This is a genomic window from Streptomyces pallidus (ex Mingjun et al. 2026) (assembly GCF_051550185.1).
Lineage (GTDB): Bacteria > Actinomycetota > Actinomycetes > Streptomycetales > Streptomycetaceae > Streptomyces.
This window is the reverse complement of the sequence record NZ_CP196182.1, coordinates 614,214-636,032: the sequence shown is the minus strand read 5'-3', so window position 1 is coordinate 636,032 and position 21,819 is coordinate 614,214. Positions and strand designations below refer to the sequence as shown.

Genomic DNA, 21,819 nt, shown 5'->3' with positions numbered 1-21,819 from the left:
ACCGGGAGGTCGCGGATGCCGTCGGTCGTTGGACTGCTGGAACAGCACGAACTCGCCGCTCGGCGTCGAGTCGACGGGCTGCGTGAGGAGGCCGACCGGATCCAGGCCGAGCTCGCTGCGGCCGAGCTGGAATGGCAGGAGTGGGCGATCGCTCGCAGGCGCGTCGATACGGTACTGACTCCGGGCGACGGACCGAAGTCGCAGGTACCGGTGTGGCGCCCGGGGCTGGCCTGGTCGGCGCTGTCGGCCGACTACCAGCGCATCCTCAGGACACTCGCGGACCGGGCCCGGCTCCATCAAGGGTCGCTGACGTGCCAGGAGATGGCCGCCATGTTCGGCATGGACGTGGTGCCGGCGCGAGTGGAGGCCCTGCGGTCGAAAGCGAAGCGCCTGGTGGCCCGCGGCTGGCTGGCCGAGCAGCAGCCGGGCCGGTTCACCCTCGCGGCAGGCGTGACCGGGCCAGGCGACGGGTCATGAGCAGGGTCTTCGACCAGTAGACCATCGCCTCGGCGCTGGTGGTGCGGCGCTCGAAGTCGCGCACCAGGCGGCGGCTGCGCATCAGGTGGGAGAAGAGGCGCTCGACGATCCACCGCTTGGGCAGCACCACGAACCCTCGTCGGTCGTCACTGCGTTTGACGATCGTCAGGGCCAGGGCGAACGTGGCCAGGCAGTACTCGACGAGGCTGGCGGTGTAGCCGCCGTCGGCCCAGACCAGGGCCAGGCGATGGTGTGCCGCGGCCACCTGCTCAAGCAGGACCTGGGCAGCGGTGCGGTCGCGGACATCCGCAGCGGTGACCAAGACGCCCAGCAGCAGGCCGAGGGTGTCGACCACGACGTGCCGTTTGCGGCCGTTGATGAGCTTGCCGCCGTCGAAGCCGCGGCTGTCCGTGCCGACGACGGCGTCCGCTTTGACGGACTGCGAGTCGATCACTGCGGCCGTCGGCTCCGCATCCCGCTCCAGCTCCTCGCGGACTTCGCGCGCAACCGGTCGTGGAACTCCTTGACCAGGGCGTTGTCGCGCCATCGGCGGAAGAATGCGTAGATGCGGTCCACGGCGGGAAGTCGGCGGGCATCGCCCGCCACTTGATCCCGTTCCCACGAGATACCGGATTGCATCGAGCATGGCCTGGTGGCAGTACGCCTCCGGCCGGCCGCCCCGGCCGCGCATCCAACCCGGTACCGGCAGCAGCGGCAGGACCCGGGCCCACTCCGCGTCCGTCATGTCCGTCGGATACCGCCGCTGACGCATCGGGGTGTCGGCGGCGTTCCCGAACCGGTGAGCCAGACAGTCACACGCGAGAGTGACCGAAGTGGACTCCGTCTCCGCGGTGGCATACAACTGCAACAACAGGGCCTCCTGGATGGCGAGTTGGAGTAGACACCCTCCGAGCTACCAAGAGGCCCTGTTCCCATGCCCGGCACCGGCCACAATCACCCGATCGAATGTCCTGTCGGACTGCGGCTGTCACATGGTGGGCCGTTGACGAGCTGGGATGCCAGGTCGTTTGCGACCGCGGAGGATTTGAGTTCTCAAGCGACCCTTTACGGAAGTTCCGTTCGCGATAGAGGCGGGCCACGGCCATGGAGACATCAGCGTGGCCCGCCATGCCGTCTGCTGGTCGCGGCCGTTTCAGGCTTGGTTTCCAGGCTGGAGTCTCAGCTGTTGGCCAGGGTGCGGTCCAGAAGGGGGAGCAGGCGATCCCAGTGGCGCTTCAGCCCGGAGGCGCTATAAGCGTCGGTGTCGGACATGGTGAAGCCGTGGATGGTGCCGGGGTAGATCTCGGAGGTGTAGCCGACTCCTGCTGCATCCAGGGCCTGGTTGAGCTCGCCGAGGGCCTCAGGTGTCATGTCGCCTTCGGCGTGGCCGAGGTGGACCTGGGCGGTGAGCTTGGAGAAGAGGTCGGGCCCGTCGGCGCCCACGGGGCCGTGGAACGCGGCGACGGCCGCCACCTGGTCGGGAAGGGCCGCAGCGGTGCGCATCGCGTAGAGGCCGCCTATGCAGTAGCCGGTCACCGCGATGGGTCCGGCGCCGACCTCGGGCTGAGTGGTGAGGAACCTGAGGTAGGCGTCGGCGTCGCTCAGGACACGTTCGGCGGTGTGCGCCTCGATCAGGGGCATCAGCTGGGCGAAGACCGCGGACCGGACCTCCTCTCCAATGTACTCGGGGAGCTCGACCAGCGGTGCCGGGCCATGCCGGTAGAAGGGGTTGGGGACGAGCACGTAGTAGCCGTGCCCGGCCAGTTCGCGGGCCATCTCCCGCAGCACGGGCCGGATGCCGAAGCCGTCCGCGTACATCAGCACCCCTGGGTGCCGCTCACCGTGGTCGGGGAAGGCGGCGAAGGCGTCGGCCTGACCGTCCGCGGTGGGAATCCGCAGCGTCTTGGTGGGCATGAATACTCCTGTCGTGGTTGACGTGCAGAGCCTGTGATCAACACGACGGAGGCGGAGCACGCGCAGCAACGCAAGAGCCTCGATCGAACAGCGGGCCCAAACCGGCCCGTACGGCGCTCAGAAGAGCACCGGGTCACCAATCCGTGTGTGGCGCAAGGCCGTCCCGGTATTCATAGCCGCACAGCGTAGCCCACCGATAGGACATCGAGACTCCCGTTCGACGGACACCACTCAAGATCGGAAAGACAACAGCTTCTTACAGAACCGGAGCCCGGAAGGCAGCCTCCGATCAGGCCCCCTGTGCAGCTGCCGTATCGCCCCCGGTGCCCGTGAGGACGTTCTGTTTGGCGCTGTTCCCGGGGATCGGTTGGCGGAGACCGCCGGCACCGCGGGGTGTTCGGCACCCGACCGCTACGCACCCAGCCGTGCCGTTCAGGGCAGCGTGCGGCCGGGCCTAGCCATTGCAGTGCTGGGTCCTGTGCACATCCCGAGGCCGGTACGCGCCGTGGTCTGGGCCCCGAGCCGGAAGGGCTCCGCGGTGCGCACCGGGATCTGCGCCCGGTGATCAGGCCGACGGCCGGGCCGTAACGCCACGACGACCGCGGCAGCAACGGCCCGCACCGTACGGTATCTCACGGCAGTCGGGCCACCACGGCGTGGACCAGCCCTCGGACCGTGGTCACCGCGTTGGCGTCCTCCTCCGGGATCTCGATGTCGAACTCGTCCTCCACGGCCATGACGAGTTCGACCATGTCCAGCTCGTCGGCTCCCAGGTCTTCGACGAGCGCGGCGTCCGGATGGATTCGGTCCTCGTCGATACCGAGTTGCTCGGAGATGATGGCGATCACCCGCAAGGCCGCCGTCCGGACCGAGCCGTCGCCGGGCGGGGCTGCGCGTGCATCCAGTACGGCGCGCAGCTGCCTCGACGCCGCGACGGACTCCCCGTGGGCTCCAGGATCCGCCGCAGCAAGGTTCTGACGGATCGCGATGGCTTCGTCGACTGCGGCCAGTGCCTCCTGGCGCCGGCCCAGGACGCCCAGAGCCATGGCAAGGCTGTGCAGGTTCCTGGCGAGATCTGGCTGGTGGAGAGCGGGGAAGCGGGCCGCGAGCTGGCGGTAGAGGGCCACGGCCTGGACGACTGCGGCCAGGGCTTCGTCTCTCCGGTCGAGTACGCCCAGCCGCAGGGACAGCCGGTCCAGGGCGGTCGCGAGGTCCGCCAGGTGGGCCTCGGGGTGGATCTCTACGAGTCCCTTGTACATCGCAACGGCCTGTTCGGCTGCATGCAGTGCGTCCTGGTGCCTGCCTACGGCGCGCAGTCTGGCGGAGAGGTTGCTCACCACCCGCGCCAGGTCCGGGAGGTAGGCGCCGGGCTGGCTCTCGGCGAGCGCGCGGTAGGTGGCGACGGCCTCCTCGGAGGCCGCCAGCGCCTCCTGGTGCCGCCCGAGGGCGCCCAGCTCGACCGATACGTTGCCCAGGACCATGGCGAGGTCCGGGAGGTGCGCGTCGGGGCGGCTCTCGGCGAGGTCACGGCAGGTGATCAGCGCGCTTTCGAGGGTGGACAGGGCCTCCTGTCGCCGTCCCGTCCCGGCGAGCCGGACCCCGTGGTTGCTGGTGATCCTGGCGAGGTCGGGGCGGTAGGTGCCGGGATCGAACTCGGCCAGCAGGCGGTGGGCGCTCAGCGCCTTCTCGGCCGTCTCGAGCGCTTCCTCGTGCCGTCCCAGCTCTGCCAGTCGGCTGGACAGGTTGTTCAGCGCCATCGCGTAGTCGGGGAAGTACTGCGCGAATGATGCTTGGGCGAGCCGGTGCCGGATGCTCACGGCGTTCTCGATGACGGTCAGCGCGTCCTCGCGACGCCCCAGGTCGCCCAGTCGGTTCGACAGGTTGTTCAACGCCTTGGCGAGATCGTGCAGATGGGCCGTCGGATCGGTCCGGGCGAGCTGCCCGAAGGTGTTGACGGCCTCCTCCACCGCGGCAAGCGCCGCCTCCTGCCGCCCCAGATCGCTCAGCCGGTTGGAATGCTCGTTGAGGGCTCGCGCGAGCCTGGGGAGCCGGTCGGGCGTGTTGTCCGGCAGGGCGCGGCAGCGGTCCGCGAGTCGCCCGGAGGCCTCGGCGGCCCAGTCGGCGAGGCGTCGGCTGGACTGGGGGAGCAGGTGGATGAGGCCTTCCAGGTCGTCCGCGTCGAGGTCGCCGGTGATCCGCTCCAGGGCGGCGAGCAGGGGGCCGGGATTCTCGGTCTGGGTGGCGACCTCGATGAGCTGGGGCGCCAGGCGGCCGCTGTGCCGGACGCACAGCCCGGTCAGGTGCTCGTCCAGTCGGCCCTGGACGTCGGGGTGGGCCGCGGCGCGGCTGTAGACGGTCAGCAGTTGCACGGCCTGCAGGTCATCCGCAGCCGCCGCCAGGGACTCCGCCAGGAGTGGATCGACCTCGAGGCGCAGCCCGATGAACCGCTCGGCCAGCCGGTCGGGGTAGAGGCTGCCCCACAGGCGGCCCGGGACGGGAGACGGGAAGAGGGCCGCCAGCCAGAAGCTGACGGCGTCCCGCCGGTCGCGCGGCTGATCCGTCAGCGTCGCCACGCGTTGCAGGGTCCCGTCGGCCTGTTCGCGGTCGGCGGCACCGACGAGCAGGGCGGCGGTGATCGCGTCGTGACGGGTGGCCTCGGTCAGTGTGTGCGTGATGCCTCCGACTTCGGCCATCCGAGCCCAGTACCGGCTCTCGTGGCCGAGCAGTCGTTTCTCCACGCTCTCGCGCGGCGCCGCCGGGGTGACCGCGGCGGCCGGCGCTTCGGCCTGGTCGAGCAGGTCGGCGAGCGCCGTCATCTGCAGGGTCAGCGCATTGCCCAGGCCTTCCCGGGTGAGGCGGGGAGTGGGGAGTGCCTGGGACAGGCCCGGCCAGTCGTGATGCCCATAGCCATCGACCTGCGGAAGTGCAGCGGCGAACGCCTTCACTGCCCCTTGGTAGGCGTCGAAGCGGTCCGGCGGATCGGGATCGAGCGGGGGAAGGGCGATCACCGGGGTGCCCTCCAGCGAGTCCTCCATGATGTTGCTGAGGGTCTGCGCCCGGATCCACCAGTCGCCGGCCGTCCGGGCCAGGAGAAGGATCTTGAACGGGGTGCCGCCGCCGTGCTCGGCGGCGGCTTCCACCAGTCCGGCGAGCTGCCCGGTGCGTGCCTCGGCGTAGTCGACGACGACCAGCATGGGCTTGGCCGCGTGCCGCAGGGCCCGTACCTGGGAGGCGGTGGCTTCGGCGTGCGGCCACAGCACGGCCCAGCCCTCGGCCGCGAGGATGCCGGCAAGGTGGCGGGCGAGCCGGGTCTTGCCCTGCCCGCCGGGCCCGTGCAGGAGCCAGGCGCCGAACCCGCCCAGGCCGCACCACGCCTCCAGCCGGTCCATGAGCTCCCCGCGGCCGCGGAAGGGCACCGTCTGCCGGTCCGCCGTGAGCAGGGCCGCGGGCGACCGCAGGCTTCGGGCGGGTGCGGTCTCCACCGCGGCCAGATCCTGGAACTCCACCGCCTCAAGGGGCCGTGGGCCCGCCTCGTGGGCGGCCAGGGCTGCACGGAACGACGCATCATGGTGCAGTAGGTAGGCGGGAACGACCTTCAGCGCGGCATGTCCGGAGTCCGCCGACTCCGCGCGGACCACACCGGTCAGCAGCCGGTCGCAGAACATCGCGGCGCCCGACAGGCCGCCCCAGGGCGAGGAGTTGCCGTACGGCCAGCTCGGCGGGTGAGCCGTGAGGTCCATGACGTACTGGGCGTGGACGAAGCCGCTGCCCGGGTTCACGTGGCCGCGCTGCTGACTGGCCTCGACAGCGGTCCTGTGCCGCTGCACGAGATCGGGTACGCCCCACGTCTCGCACTCCTGGCCGGGCCGGGACGTCACCAGGCGCCCCCACCGAACCCCCGCCCCGAGCGGCGGCTGCCAGCCGTCGTCGGTGACCAGGACCAGAGCGGCGTCGTCGCGGCCACCCGGCGTCCCGCGCCACACCGTCCTGCCCACGAACTCCCGGCCGCCGCCCGGCCGGAAAACCTCCACCTCACCGCCCTCGCCGGCCGCTACGTGCGCCGAGGTGAGTACCAGCCGCGGCCCCACCGAGTACCCCGACCCCGGCCCGCCGGGCCCGGTGACCGCCACAAGCCTCGCTTTGTCCACCGACTCCCCTCCCCCATTTCGGATGCCGACCGACATCCGTCGCTCGCCCGAGGCATCCGTCAGTGCGTCATACGCCGACTGGTGTCACGTTGGCCCTGCAGAAGGACTCAACGGACCACTGACCAGAAGCTCCCCACCATGCGCGCTCCTCAACGTCACGAACATGAACCAATGCGTCCGGCCTGCAGGGCCCCGGCTTCGTCTCTCCCGAGACCGCCCACGACCCTGCAGCCGCCTTCCGCGCGCCGGCGACCCGGCGCTCCGCGGCGAGGGCGGGGATCAGCACACCCCCCGTACCGCGCGAGGCCTCGCTGTACGGGCCAGCGAAGAAAGGGTTCGCCTATTACGGTCGGGGCCGTGTGGTCCCGGACGGTAATCCCCGCGGGTACGGGGAGCAGACCATGCCGTACGTCGCGGCGGCCCGGCGGGTGGGGTCATCCCCGCGGGTGCCGGGAGCAGCTCGCCGCGTGCGCCTTGCGGCCCTCCTCGGCGGGGTCATCCCCGCGGGTGCGGGGAGCAGCAGCCGTTGGCCGCGGTAAACGTCGCCACCCCGGGGGTCATCCCCGCGGGTGCGGGGAGCAGTGGACGGTGCCCAGCCACCCGTCACGGAGTTCGGGGTCATCCCCGCGGGTGCGGGGAGCAGGTCACCGGCCACCCGGGCGGCGGGAACGGCAAGGGGTCATCCCCGCGGGTGCGGGGAGCAGGGACCGTGCTGGCTCCGTACCGCTACTTGATCGGGGTCATCCCCGCGGGTGCGGGGAGCAGGGCGGCCTCCAGCCACGCGCGGAACTCTGTCTGGGGTCATCCCCGCGGGTGCGGGGAGCAGTCTTGCTGACCTGGGACTTTATCTCGGTCGAAGCCTTGTTTTCACCACTTCCGCAGAATCCGGCAAAGCACCCAAAGCGGCAATGCCGCCTCGCGTCGCGCTGGCAGGTACATCGAAGAGTGGGCAACGGGGTCTGCTGACCCGCCTTCCTCTGCTGACGGGCGGCAGGCCGTAGGGGTCATGACTCCGGGTGCGGCGCAGGCTCTGTGGCCTGCGACGGTATGGCGCCGGGAGCTTCTCCGTGGGCGCGTTCGCGGAGTCCGGCAGGTCGGGCATTCGGCGCCCACCGGTCGTGCCTCAGCTTCCTCCTGCGCCGGCTGCCCGCGTTGTCGTCATGCCGGTGGGGCGATACCAGGTAGGTATGACAATCAGGCGCCGGCGGCAGTCGGTTTCCGCCCTGTTCGGGGTTCCATCCTCATGCAGTGCGCTGGTTGCGGCGTCCCCTCCCGCCCCGGTTGGCCAGGAACGGCAGACGGTCGGTCAGGGGCGACCAGCTCTCCTGCGCTTTCGCAGGAGTTGGCCGGAACGCGCCTGCCGGTGATCGGGCGGGCAGAGCCGTGCCCGAGGCTGGTCCGCGTTCTCACTGGACCGAGGGGGAGGAAGAGGACGCGCATGGGCATGGACGACGACGCGCTCGCCACGGCGGTACGGACGCTTCTGCACGATCCGCGTGCGCGCACGGAAGCGGTCGTGTCGACCACGCAGGAAGCCGCGCGGGCCGTGCGTCTCTTCCATCAGGGCTTGCAGGAAGGGTGGGGTGTCTTCCGTCTGATGGCCGAGGGGGCGCAGCGCGGCGCCAAGACGCTGTCGAGTGATCCGTTGCAGGTGCTCTCCGAGTTCGTGCAGAACGCTGACGACGCGGGAGCGGGCAGGCTGCGGTTCTTGTGGCGCCGGGATGCGTTGCTCATCGCCCATGACGGCACGGGCGTCGGGCTCGGCGATGTCCTGCTGCTCGGTCTGCCCTGGATCAGCGGCAAGGCCGCCGATGCACGGAGCACCGGGCGCTTCGGCATCGGGCTGGCCACGCTGCGGGCCCTGGCCACGGAGTGGGAGGTGCACTGCCATCCGTTCCACGTCCGCTTCGCCGACCTGACGCTCCGGCCGGTCGAGCCGCCCGAGCTCCCGGACGAGATCGCCGGACCGGGCTGGACCGTCTTCCGCATCCCGCTGGAGCCGGGCGCCCTGGCCCCGGACGATCTCCTCGACTGGTTCCAGGACTGGAGCGACGCCTCCTTGCTCTTTCTGCGCCACCTGCGCCGGATCGAGGTGCGGGCCCGCGATCGCAGCCTCGCCCTGGGCCTGTCGTGGCAGGACGCGGCACGGTTGCGTACCGCGGTCGACGGTGCGGAGCTGGACGTCACGGTGCGGCACGCCACCGCTGGCGGCGGAGAGGTGTGGCGGGTGTACACGGCGCAGGTCCCGGCGCGTCCGGACTGGGAGCGCAGCCACAAGGCGCTCGGGGCGACCGTGCCCGTGGGGGTGGCGCTGCCGTTGCAGCGTACGGGCGGGCCGAAGGCGGAGGGGCGCGGCAGTGTGCACGCCGGGCTGCCCGTCGTCCCGCTGGACGTTGCGGCCCGCGTCCACAGTCAGTTCGACCCCGTCGCCAGCCGCGAGGGCTTCGCCGGCAGCCGGCTGAACGCCCAGCTCGTTCCGCTGATCGCGGACCTGTGGACGGCAGGCGTCCGGGACGTCCTGGAGCGGGTGGACCCCACGGCATGGCATCTGGTCCCGCTGCCCCGGCCGGCGGGCGCGGCCGCATCGGACCGGCTCCAGGAGCGGATCAGGGCCGAGCTGCTGTCGAGCGCCCGGCACGCGCTCGCCCGCCTGCTCGTCCTGCCGGTCGCCGAGGAGGGGCGGGTGACCGCCCCGCTGGCCGATCTCGCGGTCGAGGAGGCCGCACTGTCCGGCGTGCTGGGCGAAGCCGACATCGCACGGCTGGGCGGGGCCCCGTACGCGCTCCCCGGCGCCGTACGCGATCGCGGCGGGCGGTGGCGTCGTGTGCTCGCGGACTGGCGCGCTGCCGGGGAAGCGAACGTGCGGGAGGAAGTACGGGTCACGGACGCGCTCGGGCTCTTCGCAGACGAGCGGCAGGACGTCCCACTGCTCCTACGCCTCGCCGCGGTCGCCCTGGAGAGCGGCCACGAGCTGGAGCTGGGGCGGCGGCCGTGCGTGGTCACCGCCGACGGGCGCCGGATGCGGCCGCGGGCGAACGCGTACGCGTTCGCGGACCCGGTCGGCACCGTCGAGGCACCGGACCGGGACGGCACGGGCGATGAGCTCGACGTCGCCGGTGTGGTGGGCGGAGCGGCAGGGGGCGGTCCACTGGACGTGCTGGAGGTCGTCGTGGACCTGCACCCCGTCTACCGGGAGGCCGGCAACCCCTCGGCCGAGACCGTCGTGGCGTGGCTGCGACGCCAGAGCTGCCTGGTGCGCCGCGGCGACACCGCCGCCGTCCTGCGGCTCGTGTCCCGGTTGGGCCACTCCGGCGGCTGCCTGCCCGAAGCGGACGAGGCGACGGAGACGGTGCGGCTGACCGCCCTTCAGCGGGCGCTGGGCGAACAGTCCAAGCAGGTCCGGGAGTCCCTCGGGCCGGGGATCGGGCGGGCCGTACGCCTCAACGGCTTCAGCTACGACCGGGAGGGGATCGAACGGCCTCACCGGGTGGAGCCCCGTGCCGCCTATCTGCCGCAGGTGCTCCAGTCCGCCGACGGAGACCGGTTCGCCGTGGCCGCGCGGAAGACCCCCGATCTCGTATGGGTGCACCGCTCCTATGCGAGATCACTGCTCTCGGCCAGTGAAGCGGGCGGGCTGAGCCGCACGGCATTCCTGCGGCTGCTCGGAGCCGCGGACACTCCGCGGCTCACGCCGGTGCACGGCAGTGCCGTCCTCCACCCACACCACACCAAGACATACGCAGCCGATGCACGCATCGGGTTGGCACGGACCAACCTCTGGTCCGCCAGCGGCCGACAGAGCGAGATGCGCCGCGCATACGCCACCCACACACTCGACGACCACGTCAGCGGCCACTTGAACGCCGTCATCGCGCACATCGCCGCCGAGAAGGACGTCGAGGAGCGGCGGCGCCGCAGCACCGCGCTGTTGCGCACGCTCGCCGGACCCGCCACGAGCCCGGAGCACGCACGCGTCTCCATGGCCGAGGGCCAACGCCGATGGATCGTCAGAGGCGAGACCGCGGCCGCCTGGCTGTGGCACGCCCGGGAGACCCGCTGGTTGGAGGACAGCCGTGGCCGGCTCTGCCCGCCGGCCCAACTGACCTTGCGCACGCCGGACACCGCGGCACTGTACGGCGCGGAGGACCCCGGCTACCTCCATCCGGCCATCCACGAAGCCCTCGGCAACCGCACCGACGTCCTCACCGCCCTCGGTGTCTCCGGCGACCCGGACGTGCCGCGCCTGGCCGAGCGGCTCCGCGAGCTCAGCGAGCGCAGCGGCGGCTGTGACGGCGACGGCGACGGCGACGGTGCGGACGATGCTGCCGGCGACGTCACCAGCAGCGCCGGTCGGGCCGGCGGATCCGCCGCCGTCCCGGACGGTCTGCGGGCCGAGGCGCTCCTGGTCTACCGTGCGCTGGCGCGCCGCCTGGCCGGCCCCGCAGCGGGCGGCGCCGACACGTCGCGGGCGGCGGTGGTGAAGCAGATCCGATACGAGTTCCTGGGCGAGGAACTCGTACTGACCGACCAGGGCTGGCGCGCATCGGCGCAGTGCTTCCGGGGACCGGCGATCCTGCGCGGATTCCGCCCCTTCGCACTGCCGGGCGCCGATCTGGAACCCTTGTGGCGGGTGCTGGGGCTCGCCGAGCCGCAGCCCGACGACCTCGTGGACGTACTCAGGGAGATCGCGGCGCAGAGCGACACCGCTCCGGACGCGGACTGCCAGCGGACCGTGCTCGACGCCCTGCGCCGTCTCCGGGACCTGACGTCCTCCCCCGGTGACGAGCCCGTGCCACTAGGACTGCGGAACAAGCTGCGCCGGCTGCCGCTGTGGACCACTGCCGGCTGGACCAGGGAGCGGCCGGTGTTCGCCGTGGACGACGCCGGCGTCGAACGAGCACTGGAGGGTCGGCTCCCGCTCTGGAAGCCGGGCGGTACGGTGCATCAGTTCGGCCCGCTGCTCAGGCTGCTCCACGTCACCCGTCTGGAAGTGGCGGACGCAGAAGTGGCCGACGTCCCGGCCCGCGCCACCGAGGACACCGCTGCCGACGCGACGCTCACGGAGGACTTCCGCCGTGCTGTCGCCGCGCTCCAGGACCTCCTCGTCCGCGACGAGCCCGAGACGGCGGACGCGTTCACCGGCTGGGCCTGGCTGGCCGGCCTCGACGTCCGGATCCGCCCCGACCTGCGGATCCGCATGCATCCGGGCGGCGGTCACGAGCCCGTGGAGCTCCCGGCGCAGGCCCACATCGACCGTGACCGCGGCACGCTGTTCCTGCGCTGCGCCGAAGCACTTCGCACCAGGGCAGGAGCGGGGGCGGCCGTCGCCGCCCACTTCTCCCGGGCACGGTCCCGGGTCGGGCACGGCTGGCGCGACGTGTGGGAAGACGGCCTGGCCCAGGCGGACCCCGCGGGCACACTGACCTCGGCGGGGCGCCAGGACCGCGAGGAACTCCAGCGGCTCGCCGAGGAACTGCTCCGGCGGGCACAGCACACACCGCCGGCACCCGGGCCGGGTGTACGCCCGCCCGCACAGCGCGGAACGGGCGCTGCATCCGCCCGCACGACATCCGCCGGCGCGGCGCCGGGCAGCACGGTCCCCCGGCCCAGCACACCTCCCCAGACGCGGACCACACCGCCCGGCGGCCCGACACCGCGGAACAAGCCGGCCCCACGCCCCCTGGTCGACGCGGCCGACCTCGACCGCAGCCCCCGCAAGACGGTCACCACCAACACCCCGCCACACGCTCCCGGCGGCACCCTTGCCCGCACTCCCGGATCCGCATCCGCAGGACGTCGCCGCCCTGCGACCCCGCTCCCCCACCCCCGGCCCGGACACGCCCCGCCCAACAACCAGGCGGCACCGGCCGACTACGCGCACCACGACAAGGAAGAACTCGTACTCCACGCCCTCGCCCGCATCCTCCAGGAACAGGGCATCGAGCTCTCGGACCAGCGCGGCGTCTCCGGCCTGGGCGCGGACGCCGTGGACTCGACGGGCCGCTTCTACGAGATCAAGGCACACGGGAAGGAAGTCCCGGCGGAGTGCACCCTGACCCGCGCCGAGTTCGTGCGCGCCTGGTCGGAGGGCGAGAACTACACCCTGGTCATCGCCTCACATCTGGCGAAGGGCTCGGGCACACCGACCCTCCGCCTGGTGAACGACCCCGTGCACCGCTTCCCCGTCGAGCCCCCGACGGACGTGCGACTGAAGGACGTACGAAACCAGGCGGTGGAGTCCACCGTGTACGACTGGCCCACCGAGGAATAGCTCCCCCGGGGCCCCACGGGTCACGCGGGCCGAGGCGAGCGAGCGGCACCCGGGGAACCTATGACTTGCACTGATCCGATGAACCTGAGCGCTGGTCTGGCGAGGTTGCGACCCTCAAGCCCCACATATCTCGGGGTGGACCGTGGACGATACGCGTCTGTTGTCCCGGTGCCGTGGGGAGGTGCTCCAAACGCACGGGACCGGGATAGAGCACCGCGCTGTTCCAGCCGCACTCTCCTCACCGATCAGGTAGCGGTACAGCCATTCGGCGAAGGGCAGCGCGTAGCCGGTCCACTCGATTTCCCTGTTCAGGACGGCGATTCCGTCAGGGACGCCGCGGACCTGTGGCGCCAAGAAGACGATGTGTCCCTGATCGGTGCTGGCGAGGGGAATGAGGCCCTGGGCCGTGCCGAAGGTGATGTCCGGAAGGCCGCAGATGACGCGAGGGTCGAGGTCGGGTTCCACGCCCTGTCTCACTACCTCCTCCTGTGACCACAGTTGGGAGATACCCCGCATCCACGTCCCGAGATCCCGCCAACCAACCGCCGGGCGGTCCAGGTAGAGGTGGTGGTTGATCTGACAGGCCCCGTACCTATCGGCGATCGCCTTGTAGTCCGCGGGCAGCGACCGCCCCAGCTCACCTTCCAGTCGCAGCCAGGCGGCAGCGTCGGTACGGCGGTCATCCGACGGGCCGATCATGTCGATGACGGCACGCAAGTAGTCGGTCATGGCGCCTCAGACTGGTGGAAGGATGCAAGGCCCCAATCATCGGTCACCCCTTGAGTGGTCTGGCTTTTCGGGGGCTGCAAGACAGGCATCTCGTGGGTCAGCAGCAGGTCTTGTGCTGACCAACGAGACCCAACGTAGGCCCACCCTCCTCGGGATCGCTGCAGATCATGTCCCTGACCAGCGCGAGCCAGCCGCGGCGGATTCATCCCCGCAGGTGCAGGGAGCAGGCAGCTCTGGAGTCGATCCGTGCCGGGGGCCTGGGCCATCCCCGCAGGTGCGGGGAGCAGGCTTACTGACGTGCCACTTTGGGCGAGCCGAAGGGCAGATTCGCGCACCTTCACCGACTCCGGCATTTCAGGATCAATGCACCTGACGCAGCCCCCAGTACGTCTTACGCCTCCCCGGAGAAAGGGAATGCAGGCCGTGCACCGGGGGTCCGTATCGCCTCAGGCGCCCGCCCCTCGGGCGCACGGGAGCTCCGCAGAACGGGTATCGGCGTTCGGGCCGACACGCCGCACAGCCAAACCCGTTGCAACAAGCGGGTCGGCGCATACCCCACATTCCGGCACTGGCCACATCCCAAGGTTCGACGCCCGACCGAAATACAGGTGCTCGAAAACCTGACGGGCACGTTGAACCACACGACCCAGCGTGACGTCATGGGACCGGACCCGGTACCGGCCGAGCTCGTCCTGCCGCGCGAGGTCGCCGCGGGAATCCGGGCCGCGCGGTCGAGCGGCTGGACGCCCCGCTCCGACGGCTCGCCGTTCGAGCTGCGCCTTTCCGCCGCCGACTGACCGGGACGGAGCGCCGGAGGATCCAAGAAATGGTTTGCCGACCCGGTGGCGGTGTGTCACCGTACCGCCTGGACCGGCAGTTGATCATCGGCGTCCGGTCGATGTCGACATGTCGGCGGCCTCTCGGGGATCCACCGGAGAGGCGACGAAACGATGGGAACCGGTGCCGTGGAGAACAGTTACGAGGACAAGTGTCGCCGGTCGTTGGCCGAGGAGCAGGCGAAGAGCCTTGCTGCGACCAACGACTGGGAACACGTGGACAGGGAGCGGGTCCACCAGGACTGGGACGTCCTGTACCGGGAGATCACGGCTTTGCTGGACGGCGGCTCCCTGCCCGGGGACCAGCAGATCCAGGATCTCATCCGCAGGCACTTCGACATCGCCTGCCGGTTCTACACCCCCTCCAGGGAGGCTTACATAGGCATGTCGCTCTTCTACGCCGAGGACGAGGCCATGAGGGCGTTCCACGATTCCTACCACCCCGGGATGGTGGAGTTCCTGGGCGCCGCGATCAAGGTGTTCGCCGAGCAGGGGAGCGGGTTCGCCCCCAGCGCAGGGGCCGAGGCTTCGGCGTAGTCGGGCGACACGGGCCCGGACATGCATGGGCGGGTGCGCCCGGACCGGGGTCCGCAAGCAGAGCCGACTGGCCCGACGGGCCGCGCAGATCGGGCTCGTCGCCGAGGGGGCCGGCGGTATCGCCACCCTCCTCACGTGCGGGGGCCTGGGCGCGCTGCTGTGGGGCGGGGGCCAGGGACCTCGCGGTCGCGGGCACGGCCGTCCTGGCCATCCGTACCGGCGCCGCGAGTCTGGACACGCTGGTGCTGCAGGTCACCGAGTTGCACCAGGAGTCGCTCTTCGTCGCCGACTTCGAGCGGCTGTGCCGCGAGGCGAAGGCCCGGGCGATCCCCGTGGGCGGGGAGCAGTCGCCGGGCTGCAGGTAGAAGACCGGCGGGCTGGGGTCATCCCCGCGGATGCGGGGAGCAGCTCGCCACCGGGGAGCGACCGCCCATGGAGGAGGGGTCATCCCCGCGGGTGCGAAGAGCAGCTTCTGGCCTGCGACTTTAGCTCGGCCGAAGACTGGCGTCTCCAAGTCCTCCGGGCGCGCCCGCGCGGCCGGCCACAGCACGACGTGCCCGTCCACCTCCAGTGCGGACCCCAGGTGGTGCGCGAGACGCGTCTTGCCCTGGCCACCCGGCCCGTGCACCAGAACCGCGTCGAATCCCGGCTGCCGGGCCCATGCCGTCAGCTGCTCCACCAGTTCTGCGCGGCCCCGTAAGGGCACGACGGCACGCCGCGCGAGGAGCAGGGCGGCGGGCGAACGCGAGGGGCGGCCTCCCGCGGTCGCGAGGTCGCCACGGTCGGCGAACCCCTGCCACTCCACCGCCGAAAGCCGCTCCGACCAGCCCCTGAACCGGCGGCCCAGGGGCAACCCCACATGGGCATCCAGCACCGCCCGGAACCCCTCGTCGCGCATCGGGTACCAGACCGGAACGGCCTCCAGCTGGCGACGCCGGTGCTCGGCCGGGTGCACGGCGATCACCCTGATGAGCAGATCGCCGCTGAAGAGGGCGCCACCTGACAGTCCTCCCGCTGCTGCACCGCCTCGGGCAGACCCCAGCTACGACACGGCGCACTCTGCGTGTCCGTCGCCAGGTAGCCCCAGCGCACCGGCCGGCCGGCAGGCGCAGTCCAGCCCTCTGCGTCCGCCTTCACCAAGGCCGCGTCGTCACGGCCCCCCGGGGTGCCGCGCCACACGACCCGGGCGGCGAAGTCGACATCACGACCGGGAAAGAACAACGACGCCTCCTCCCCGACCGCCCCGACGACGTGCGCCGAGGTGAGGACGAGATCCGGCCCGATCACGTACCCGGATCCCGGCCCCCCGTCCCCTGACGCCCGCACCCCGACGACACGCCCCCGCTCCATGGACTCTCCCCCTGCCGCCCGGATCCCCCCGCCCTTCACCCGCCGCCGGTCAGGGCTCCACGTAACCCTCGACCCGCCCGGCGCCGCGCGGCCGCTCTGCGGAGCCGGAGATCAACAGGTCCCCGCCACCGGACGACTGCGGGGTCACGCTGAACTTGACCCGCTGAGTACTCGTCCTGGCCACGCCACCGCCCGCCTCGGCGCTCACCACCCAGGCCTTGAACCCGGCGCGCGCGGTGGCATCCGCACGCAGCTCCAGAGCGAACTCCATCTCGATGGGCCCCACCAGGAACTTGACCCCGCTGCCCGCGCCACGAGCGGAAGCCGCCAGGAGTTCGTTCCGGATCACTTCGACTGCGTCTGCGAGTTCAATGTCCATCTGCGCCCTCTTATCATCAGATTCCCGCCACGGACGCTGTCCTGCATACCCCTGCCGCCCGCCTCTACTCCCACGCCCCGCGCCGGTGATGCGCCACGGCCGACTGCCGACACTGTCGCGTCCATACCGGCTGCCGGCCACGAGGGCAGGGCGAGGCGGGGTATCGGCCGCCGAGCACCGTCTCAACGACCCGCCGCCGACCGGCCACACACCAACTTTGGGCCAACGCTCTGCTACGGGCGGAACCACACCCCCGGGGTACCGGGAGGGAAGCAGGATCCGGCCGCCCCATCGCTGTGCCGTCCCAACGGAGAGATCTTGACGGGGAAGCAGCTCTCGTCGTCGAGCTGGTCGGGTCTCACGGGTGTCATCCCCACGGGTGCGCGGAGCAGACTTGCTGACCTGCGACTTTAGCTCGGCCGAAGCCTCGTTTTCACCACTTCCGCAGAATCCGACAAAGAACCCAAAAGGGCAAAGAGCCTCGCACGCGCTGCGCGGCACCCCGAAGAGTAGGCATCCCCCCAAGCCGCCTTCTCCATTTTCCAGGCAGTCGAGCGGACCGAGGATTCGTCGGCTCAACGCTGAGGCACCCACACCATGACCCCACTTCCCGACTCCGGTGCGCTTGTTCCCGAGACCGTGGCGGCGCTGAAGAGTCGGAGGGCTGCGCGGGGCTTAAGCCGTATCTCAACCGAGCATGATCGTTGAGTCTTCGCTGGTCAGGAATGGTTTCGGTGGGATGAGGGAGAGATCCCGTGTCTGTTTCCGTCTGATCGTCGAGGTGCGCGCGGTGGCGTCGGTTCTGGGTTTGCTGGAGGAGCGCGAGGCGGCTGCTCGTGTGCGGGCCGAAGAGCTTCGGGAGGCCGCGGCGTTGGCGGCTGCGGCGCTGGAGGCCGCCGAGGTCGAGCTGGAGCGGCGGGTGATCGCGCGTGAGGAACTCGTTGATGCCCTGGCCGTGTCCGCGTCCGAGACCGCCGTCGTCACCGAGGACGGCGAGGAGAAGGTCGCGCCGCACGAGCCCGGCCCTGAGCCCATGGCCGCGTCGGTGCCGGGGGCCGTGGTGCCTGCGTGGCGGGAGGGGCTGTCGGTGTCGGTCCTCTCGCCGGACAATCAGCGGATCTTGAATGTGCTCCAGGACCGGCCGGGCCCGGAGCCGGTGCGGGCCAAGGACATCGCGGAGGCGCTGGGGATCGATGCGACGGTGCCGGCGAAGGTCGAAGGGGTGCGCTCGAAGGCGAAACGCCTGGGCGAGCGTGGCTGGCTGCTCCTGGAGGCATCGGGGATGTTCAGTCCGGACGGCGGCTCGTGGCCGGGCCAGCCCGCGCCCCATCCGCGTGATCATCGAGAACAGGATCATCGCCTCGCTGGTCGCGGGCAGGGTCTCGTAGTCCCTGGCCAGACGCCTCGAATGCATCAACCAGCTCAGCGTTCTCTCCACCACCCACCGTCGCGGTAGCACCACGAACCCCTCCATGTCGTCGGTACGTTTGACGATCTCGAGGGTGAGCGCGAGCTTCTCGCGGCACCAGTCGATCAGGCCGCCGGTGTAGCCGCCGTCGGCCCAGACCAGGGTGATGTCCCGGTGCAGGTTCCGCAGCCGGGCCAGCAGGGGGAGGGCTGCCTCGCGGTCGCCAATGTTCGCGGCGGTCACCGCGACGACCAGGATCAGACCGAGACAATCTGTGATCACGTGGCGCTTCCGCCCGTTGACCTGCTTGCCTCCGTCGTAGCCGCGTGAGGCGGCGGGCACCGAGGCGGCCGCCTTCACCGACTGCGCGTCGATGATCCCCGCGCTGGGTTCCGCCTCGCGACCTTCCCGCTTTCGAGCGTTCTCCCGCAGCCGGTCGTGGAACTCGGCGATCAGCTCGTTCTCGCGCCAGCGGCGGAAGAAGGCATAGACCCGGGCCCAGGCGGGGAAGTCCACCGGCATCGACCGCCAGGAGATCCCGCCCGCGACGAGGTAGCGGATCGCGTCCAGCATCTGACGGTGGCAGTAGCCCTCGGGCTGCCCGCCCCGACCCTCCAGCCAGACCGGGACCGGCAACAGCGGGCGCACGGCCGTCCACTCCGCGTCCGTCATATCCGAGGGATACCGCCGTACCCGCTCCGGATGCCCAGCCGCGCTCCCGTACGCATGTGCGAGACAATCGCACACACCGCGGCCGAGTTGAACTGGACAGGCGCGGGCGAGTACAACAACGACAACAGGGCCTCCCGGAAGTGCTCGGATCGGTTTGCACCACCGAGCTACCAGGCGGATCGGTTGGGATACGACTTCGAACCAGCGGACATCTGGTCCGGGTTCCTGGCTGGAGTGGTGGCCGGCTCCAGGGTGCGACCGGTGCGCCGTAGGCGGTGACCCAGCCCGCCCTCGCGCCAGGCACGCCGCTGGCGTTCCACCGACCGCACACTCACCCGCAATTCCTTCGCGATCACCGCGGTCTTCTCACCCGCCGCGAACAGCCCACCGGCCTTCAGCCGGATCCCTTCACGAAACGCCCGGCGCTCAGCAGCCACGCCCCGTCCTCTGGATCCCGCATGCCACCGGCATTCAGCGATCACAATCCGTCATTACCCTATGCCAGGTCCGAAAATCGCGGTAGCGGATTCGGGCCGTCACCACGCCGACTACAGCCCGCACACCGCCCGGTACCGCCGGTCCGACGACACGCCAGACGCCGTCCCATTACTCACTGTGCGTGAGCCATAACATCTGGTGCGGAAATGATCCGCGCCCTCGGGCTGCAGAAGGCGAGAGAAATGATCGCGCGAAGAGACGTGCTCGTAGCCGGAGCCGCTGGCGGGGCGTCACTGGTTCTTCCAGGACCCAGTGGAGCCGTGGCACTCCCGAAGGGGACCGGGGCGGCCCCAGGGGCCGGGGCTGTCGGCACGTTCCCGGTCCCCACCCTGGACCCCACGACCATTCCGAAGTACGTCACCGACCTGGTGATCCCGCCGGTGATGCCGAAGGCCCGACACGCGCAGCGCCACGGCCTTGACACGTACGTCATCGGGGTCCGGCAATTCAGCCAGCAGGTACTGCCGTCCACTCTGCCCGCCACCACCGTGTGGGGATACGGCTCGCTCGGGGACGACAGCACGTTCAACTACCCGTCGTTCACCATCGAGGCCAAGACCGACCGGCCTGTCCGGGTGACCTGGGTGAACGATCTCGTCGACAGCCAGGGCCGTTTCCTCCCGCACTTGCTGGCGGTCGACCCGACCCTGCACTGGGCGAACCCGCCGGGCGGAACGAGCGGGCGTGATTCCCGGCCGACGTTCACCTCGACGCCAGGTCCGTACACGGGGCCCGTACCGATCGTCACTCACCTGCACGGTGGGCATTCCACCGAGGAGAGCGACGGCTACACCGAAGCGTGGTACCTGCCACGCGCGAACAACATCCCTGCTGGATTCGCCACCGTGGGCTCGTTCTACAACGAGTTCCGGGACAAGTTCGCCGATGCGCACCGCCTGAAGTGGGACCCGGGTACCGCGACCTTCCAGTACGCCAACGACCAGCGGGCATCGACCCTCTGGTTCCACGACCACACCCTGGGTCTGACCCGGCTCAACGTCTACGCCGGACCCGCCGGCTTCTATCTGCTCCGCGGCGGTGAGTCCGACCTGCCCAAGGGGAAGCTGCCCGGACCGGCGCCCGCCTTCGGCGATCCGCCGGACACGCGGTACCACGAGATCCCCCTGGCCATCCAGGACCGCTCGTTCAACTCGGACGGCTCGCTGTTCTACCCCACGAGCAGGGAGTTCTTCGACGGGTTCGCGGGTCCGTACATTCCCACCACCGATGTGTCCCCCATCTGGAACCCCGAATTCTTCGCCAACACCATGGTGGTCAACGGCCGGACATGGCCGAAGCTCGAAGTCGAGCCGCGTCGCTACAGGTTGCGCTTCCTCAACGGATGCAATGCACGGTTCCTCATCCTGAAGATCGCGAACAGCCCGACAGCCCGGCCAGCTCAGTCGGCCGTACCGTTCTGGCAGATCGGCAACGAAGGCGGGTTCCTGCCCGCACCGGTGCAACTGGAGCGGCTGCTGTTGGCCAACGCGGAGCGGGCCGACGTCATCGTCGACTTCACCGGGATCCCGGAAGGGACCGAGCTGTACCTCATCAACGAGGGCGCGGACGAACCCTTCGGCCGGGGCGAACCGGGCGTGGCCTTCCCCGTGGCAGATCCGGCCACCACTGGGCAGGTGATGAAATTCGTGATCGGCCCGCTGGCGAGCAAGGACACCAGCGTCCCGCCGGACCGGCTCAGGCTGCCCGAGATCAGGCCACTCGGCTCGGCGAGCGTGACCCGTCGGCTCTCTCTCACCGAGGCGAATTCCAGCAGCCCCCTGGTGCCACCGGGAACACCTGTCCAGAACTTGCTCGGGACGCTCGACGCGGCCGGCAATCCGGTGGCACTCGCCTGGGCCGACCCGGTCACGGAGAACCCAAGGCTGAACGCGACCGAAACATGGGAGCTGCACAACTTCACTGTGGACGCCCACCCGATCCACATCCACGAGGTGGCGTTCGAGGTGGTGGACCGGCAACCGTTCAACGGGTCACCCATTCCGCCAGAGAGTTGGGAACGCGGCTTCAAAGACACCGTGATCGCCTATCCAGGAGAAATCACCCGGGTGAAGGCCCGGTTCGACCACCCTGGCCGCTTCGTCTGGCACTGCCACATCGTCGAGCACGAGGACAACGAGATGATGCGGCCGTACCAAATCGGAGGCAGGCGCAAGCAGGATGACTGACGGGTCAGCGTCCGTGGTCGCCCACAGCAGTCAGGCCACCACGGACGCGGTCTACCGCAAACAGCTCCGGCCCGTGCTAGCGAAGGGCGCCGAATCATCGGCCGGTGGCAGTGGCCCTCGGCTTACCGCCCAGCAGGCTGGCACCGGCAGCTGCGACCGCACCGCCGCCCATTCCATGTCCGTCATGTCGGACGGGTACACCCGCTGACAGTCGGCTGGTCCGCCGCTTTCCCGTACACATGGGCGAGGCAATCGCACGACACGGCTGGCAAGTTGAACGACACAGCCAGGAGCGCGTGCACCTGTACAGCAGGGTCTCCTGGGCACTCGGTTGGACTTAACACCTCCGAGCTGCCAAGAGGCCCTGCCCTCATGCGCTGACCATCCCGAGATCACCCGATCAGGAAACCCGTT

Annotated in this window: 13 protein-coding genes, 1 pseudogene and 1 CRISPR repeat array; of the genes and pseudogenes, 7 read left to right on the top strand and 7 right to left on the bottom strand. The window is 70.4% G+C overall.

Annotated elements, in window-relative coordinates; all coding sequences use genetic code 11:
- Nucleotides 1-15: 15 nt before the first annotated feature.
- Nucleotides 16-477, top strand: coding sequence for a hypothetical protein (locus tag ACSHWO_RS37605; RefSeq protein WP_438319841.1), 462 nt, complete (start codon nt 16-18; stop codon nt 475-477).
- Here the strand turns inward: ACSHWO_RS37605 and ACSHWO_RS37600 are convergent.
- The 3 genes from ACSHWO_RS37600 to acpP all read right to left on the bottom strand — a co-directional run bounded on the left by ACSHWO_RS37600 (nt 434) and on the right by acpP (nt 6,539).
- Nucleotides 434-1,222 (bottom strand): IS5 family transposase, encoded by a 789-nt coding sequence (locus tag ACSHWO_RS37600; RefSeq protein ID WP_438319750.1) that lies wholly within the window; start codon nt 1,220-1,222, stop codon nt 434-436. The two genes, ACSHWO_RS37605 and ACSHWO_RS37600, sit on opposite strands and share 44 nt — an antisense overlap.
- Nucleotides 1,223-1,656: 434 nt before the next feature.
- Nucleotides 1,657-2,391, bottom strand: coding sequence for a dienelactone hydrolase family protein (locus tag ACSHWO_RS37595; RefSeq protein ID WP_438319749.1), 735 nt, complete (start codon nt 2,389-2,391; stop codon nt 1,657-1,659).
- A 632-nt stretch (nt 2,392-3,023) separates the two neighbouring features.
- Complete coding sequence (gene acpP / locus ACSHWO_RS37590; protein ID WP_438319748.1) at nt 3,024-6,539, bottom strand: acyl carrier protein; 3,516 nt, start codon at nt 6,537-6,539, stop codon at nt 3,024-3,026.
- 369 nt (nt 6,540-6,908) lie between these two features.
- A CRISPR array of direct repeats spans nt 6,909-7,365; the repeat unit is 29 nt; unit sequence GGGGTCATCCCCGCGGGTGCGGGGAGCAG.
- 612 nt (nt 7,366-7,977) lie between these two features.
- On the opposite strand from acpP, the gene ACSHWO_RS37585 reads away from it, so the two are divergent.
- Nucleotides 7,978-12,810, top strand: a complete 4,833-nt coding sequence (locus tag ACSHWO_RS37585; RefSeq protein WP_438319747.1) for a sacsin N-terminal ATP-binding-like domain-containing protein — start codon at nt 7,978-7,980, stop codon at nt 12,808-12,810.
- 114 nt (nt 12,811-12,924) lie between these two features.
- On the opposite strand, the gene ACSHWO_RS37580 is transcribed toward ACSHWO_RS37585, so the two are convergent.
- Nucleotides 12,925-13,539 carry an SMI1/KNR4 family protein gene (locus ACSHWO_RS37580; protein WP_438319746.1) on the bottom strand — a complete coding sequence of 205 codons (615 nt, stop codon included), beginning with the start codon at nt 13,537-13,539 and terminating at the stop codon, nt 12,925-12,927.
- 659 nt (nt 13,540-14,198) lie between these two features.
- On the opposite strand from ACSHWO_RS37580, the gene ACSHWO_RS37575 reads away from it, so the two are divergent.
- From ACSHWO_RS37575 to ACSHWO_RS37560, 4 genes are all read left to right on the top strand, one after another.
- The gene (locus ACSHWO_RS37575; protein WP_438319745.1) at nt 14,199-14,336 is read left to right on the top strand and encodes a hypothetical protein; all 138 of its coding nucleotides are present in this window, start codon (nt 14,199-14,201) and stop codon (nt 14,334-14,336) included.
- 168 nt (nt 14,337-14,504) lie between these two features.
- Complete coding sequence (locus tag ACSHWO_RS37570; protein WP_438319744.1) at nt 14,505-14,912, top strand: TipAS antibiotic-recognition domain-containing protein; 408 nt, start codon at nt 14,505-14,507, stop codon at nt 14,910-14,912.
- A 242-nt stretch (nt 14,913-15,154) separates the two neighbouring features.
- Nucleotides 15,155-15,277, top strand: coding sequence for a hypothetical protein (locus ACSHWO_RS37565; RefSeq protein ID WP_438319743.1), 123 nt, complete (start codon nt 15,155-15,157; stop codon nt 15,275-15,277).
- A gap of 494 nt (nt 15,278-15,771) precedes the next feature.
- Nucleotides 15,772-15,915 carry a hypothetical protein gene (locus tag ACSHWO_RS37560; RefSeq protein ID WP_438319742.1) on the top strand — a complete coding sequence of 48 codons (144 nt, stop codon included), beginning with the start codon at nt 15,772-15,774 and terminating at the stop codon, nt 15,913-15,915.
- Nucleotides 15,916-16,311: 396 nt separating this feature from the next.
- Here ACSHWO_RS37560 and ACSHWO_RS37555 read toward each other — a convergent pair whose 3' ends face one another.
- The 3 genes and pseudogenes from ACSHWO_RS37555 to ACSHWO_RS37545 all read right to left on the bottom strand — a co-directional run.
- Nucleotides 16,312-16,641, bottom strand: a complete 330-nt coding sequence (locus ACSHWO_RS37555) for a trypco2 family protein (protein WP_438319741.1) — start codon at nt 16,639-16,641, stop codon at nt 16,312-16,314.
- 433 nt (nt 16,642-17,074) lie between these two features.
- Entirely contained in the window at nt 17,075-18,721 is a 1,647-nt protein-coding gene (locus ACSHWO_RS37550) for an IS5 family transposase (protein WP_438319740.1), read from the bottom strand.
- A gap of 224 nt (nt 18,722-18,945) precedes the next feature.
- A pseudogene (locus tag ACSHWO_RS37545) lies at nt 18,946-19,200 on the bottom strand (helix-turn-helix domain-containing protein); the annotation flags it as partial.
- A gap of 201 nt (nt 19,201-19,401) precedes the next feature.
- On the opposite strand from ACSHWO_RS37545, the gene ACSHWO_RS37540 reads away from it, so the two are divergent.
- Nucleotides 19,402-21,405, top strand: a complete 2,004-nt coding sequence (locus tag ACSHWO_RS37540) for a multicopper oxidase family protein (protein ID WP_438319840.1) — start codon at nt 19,402-19,404, stop codon at nt 21,403-21,405.
- The last annotated feature ends 414 nt before the right edge of the window (nt 21,406-21,819 follow it).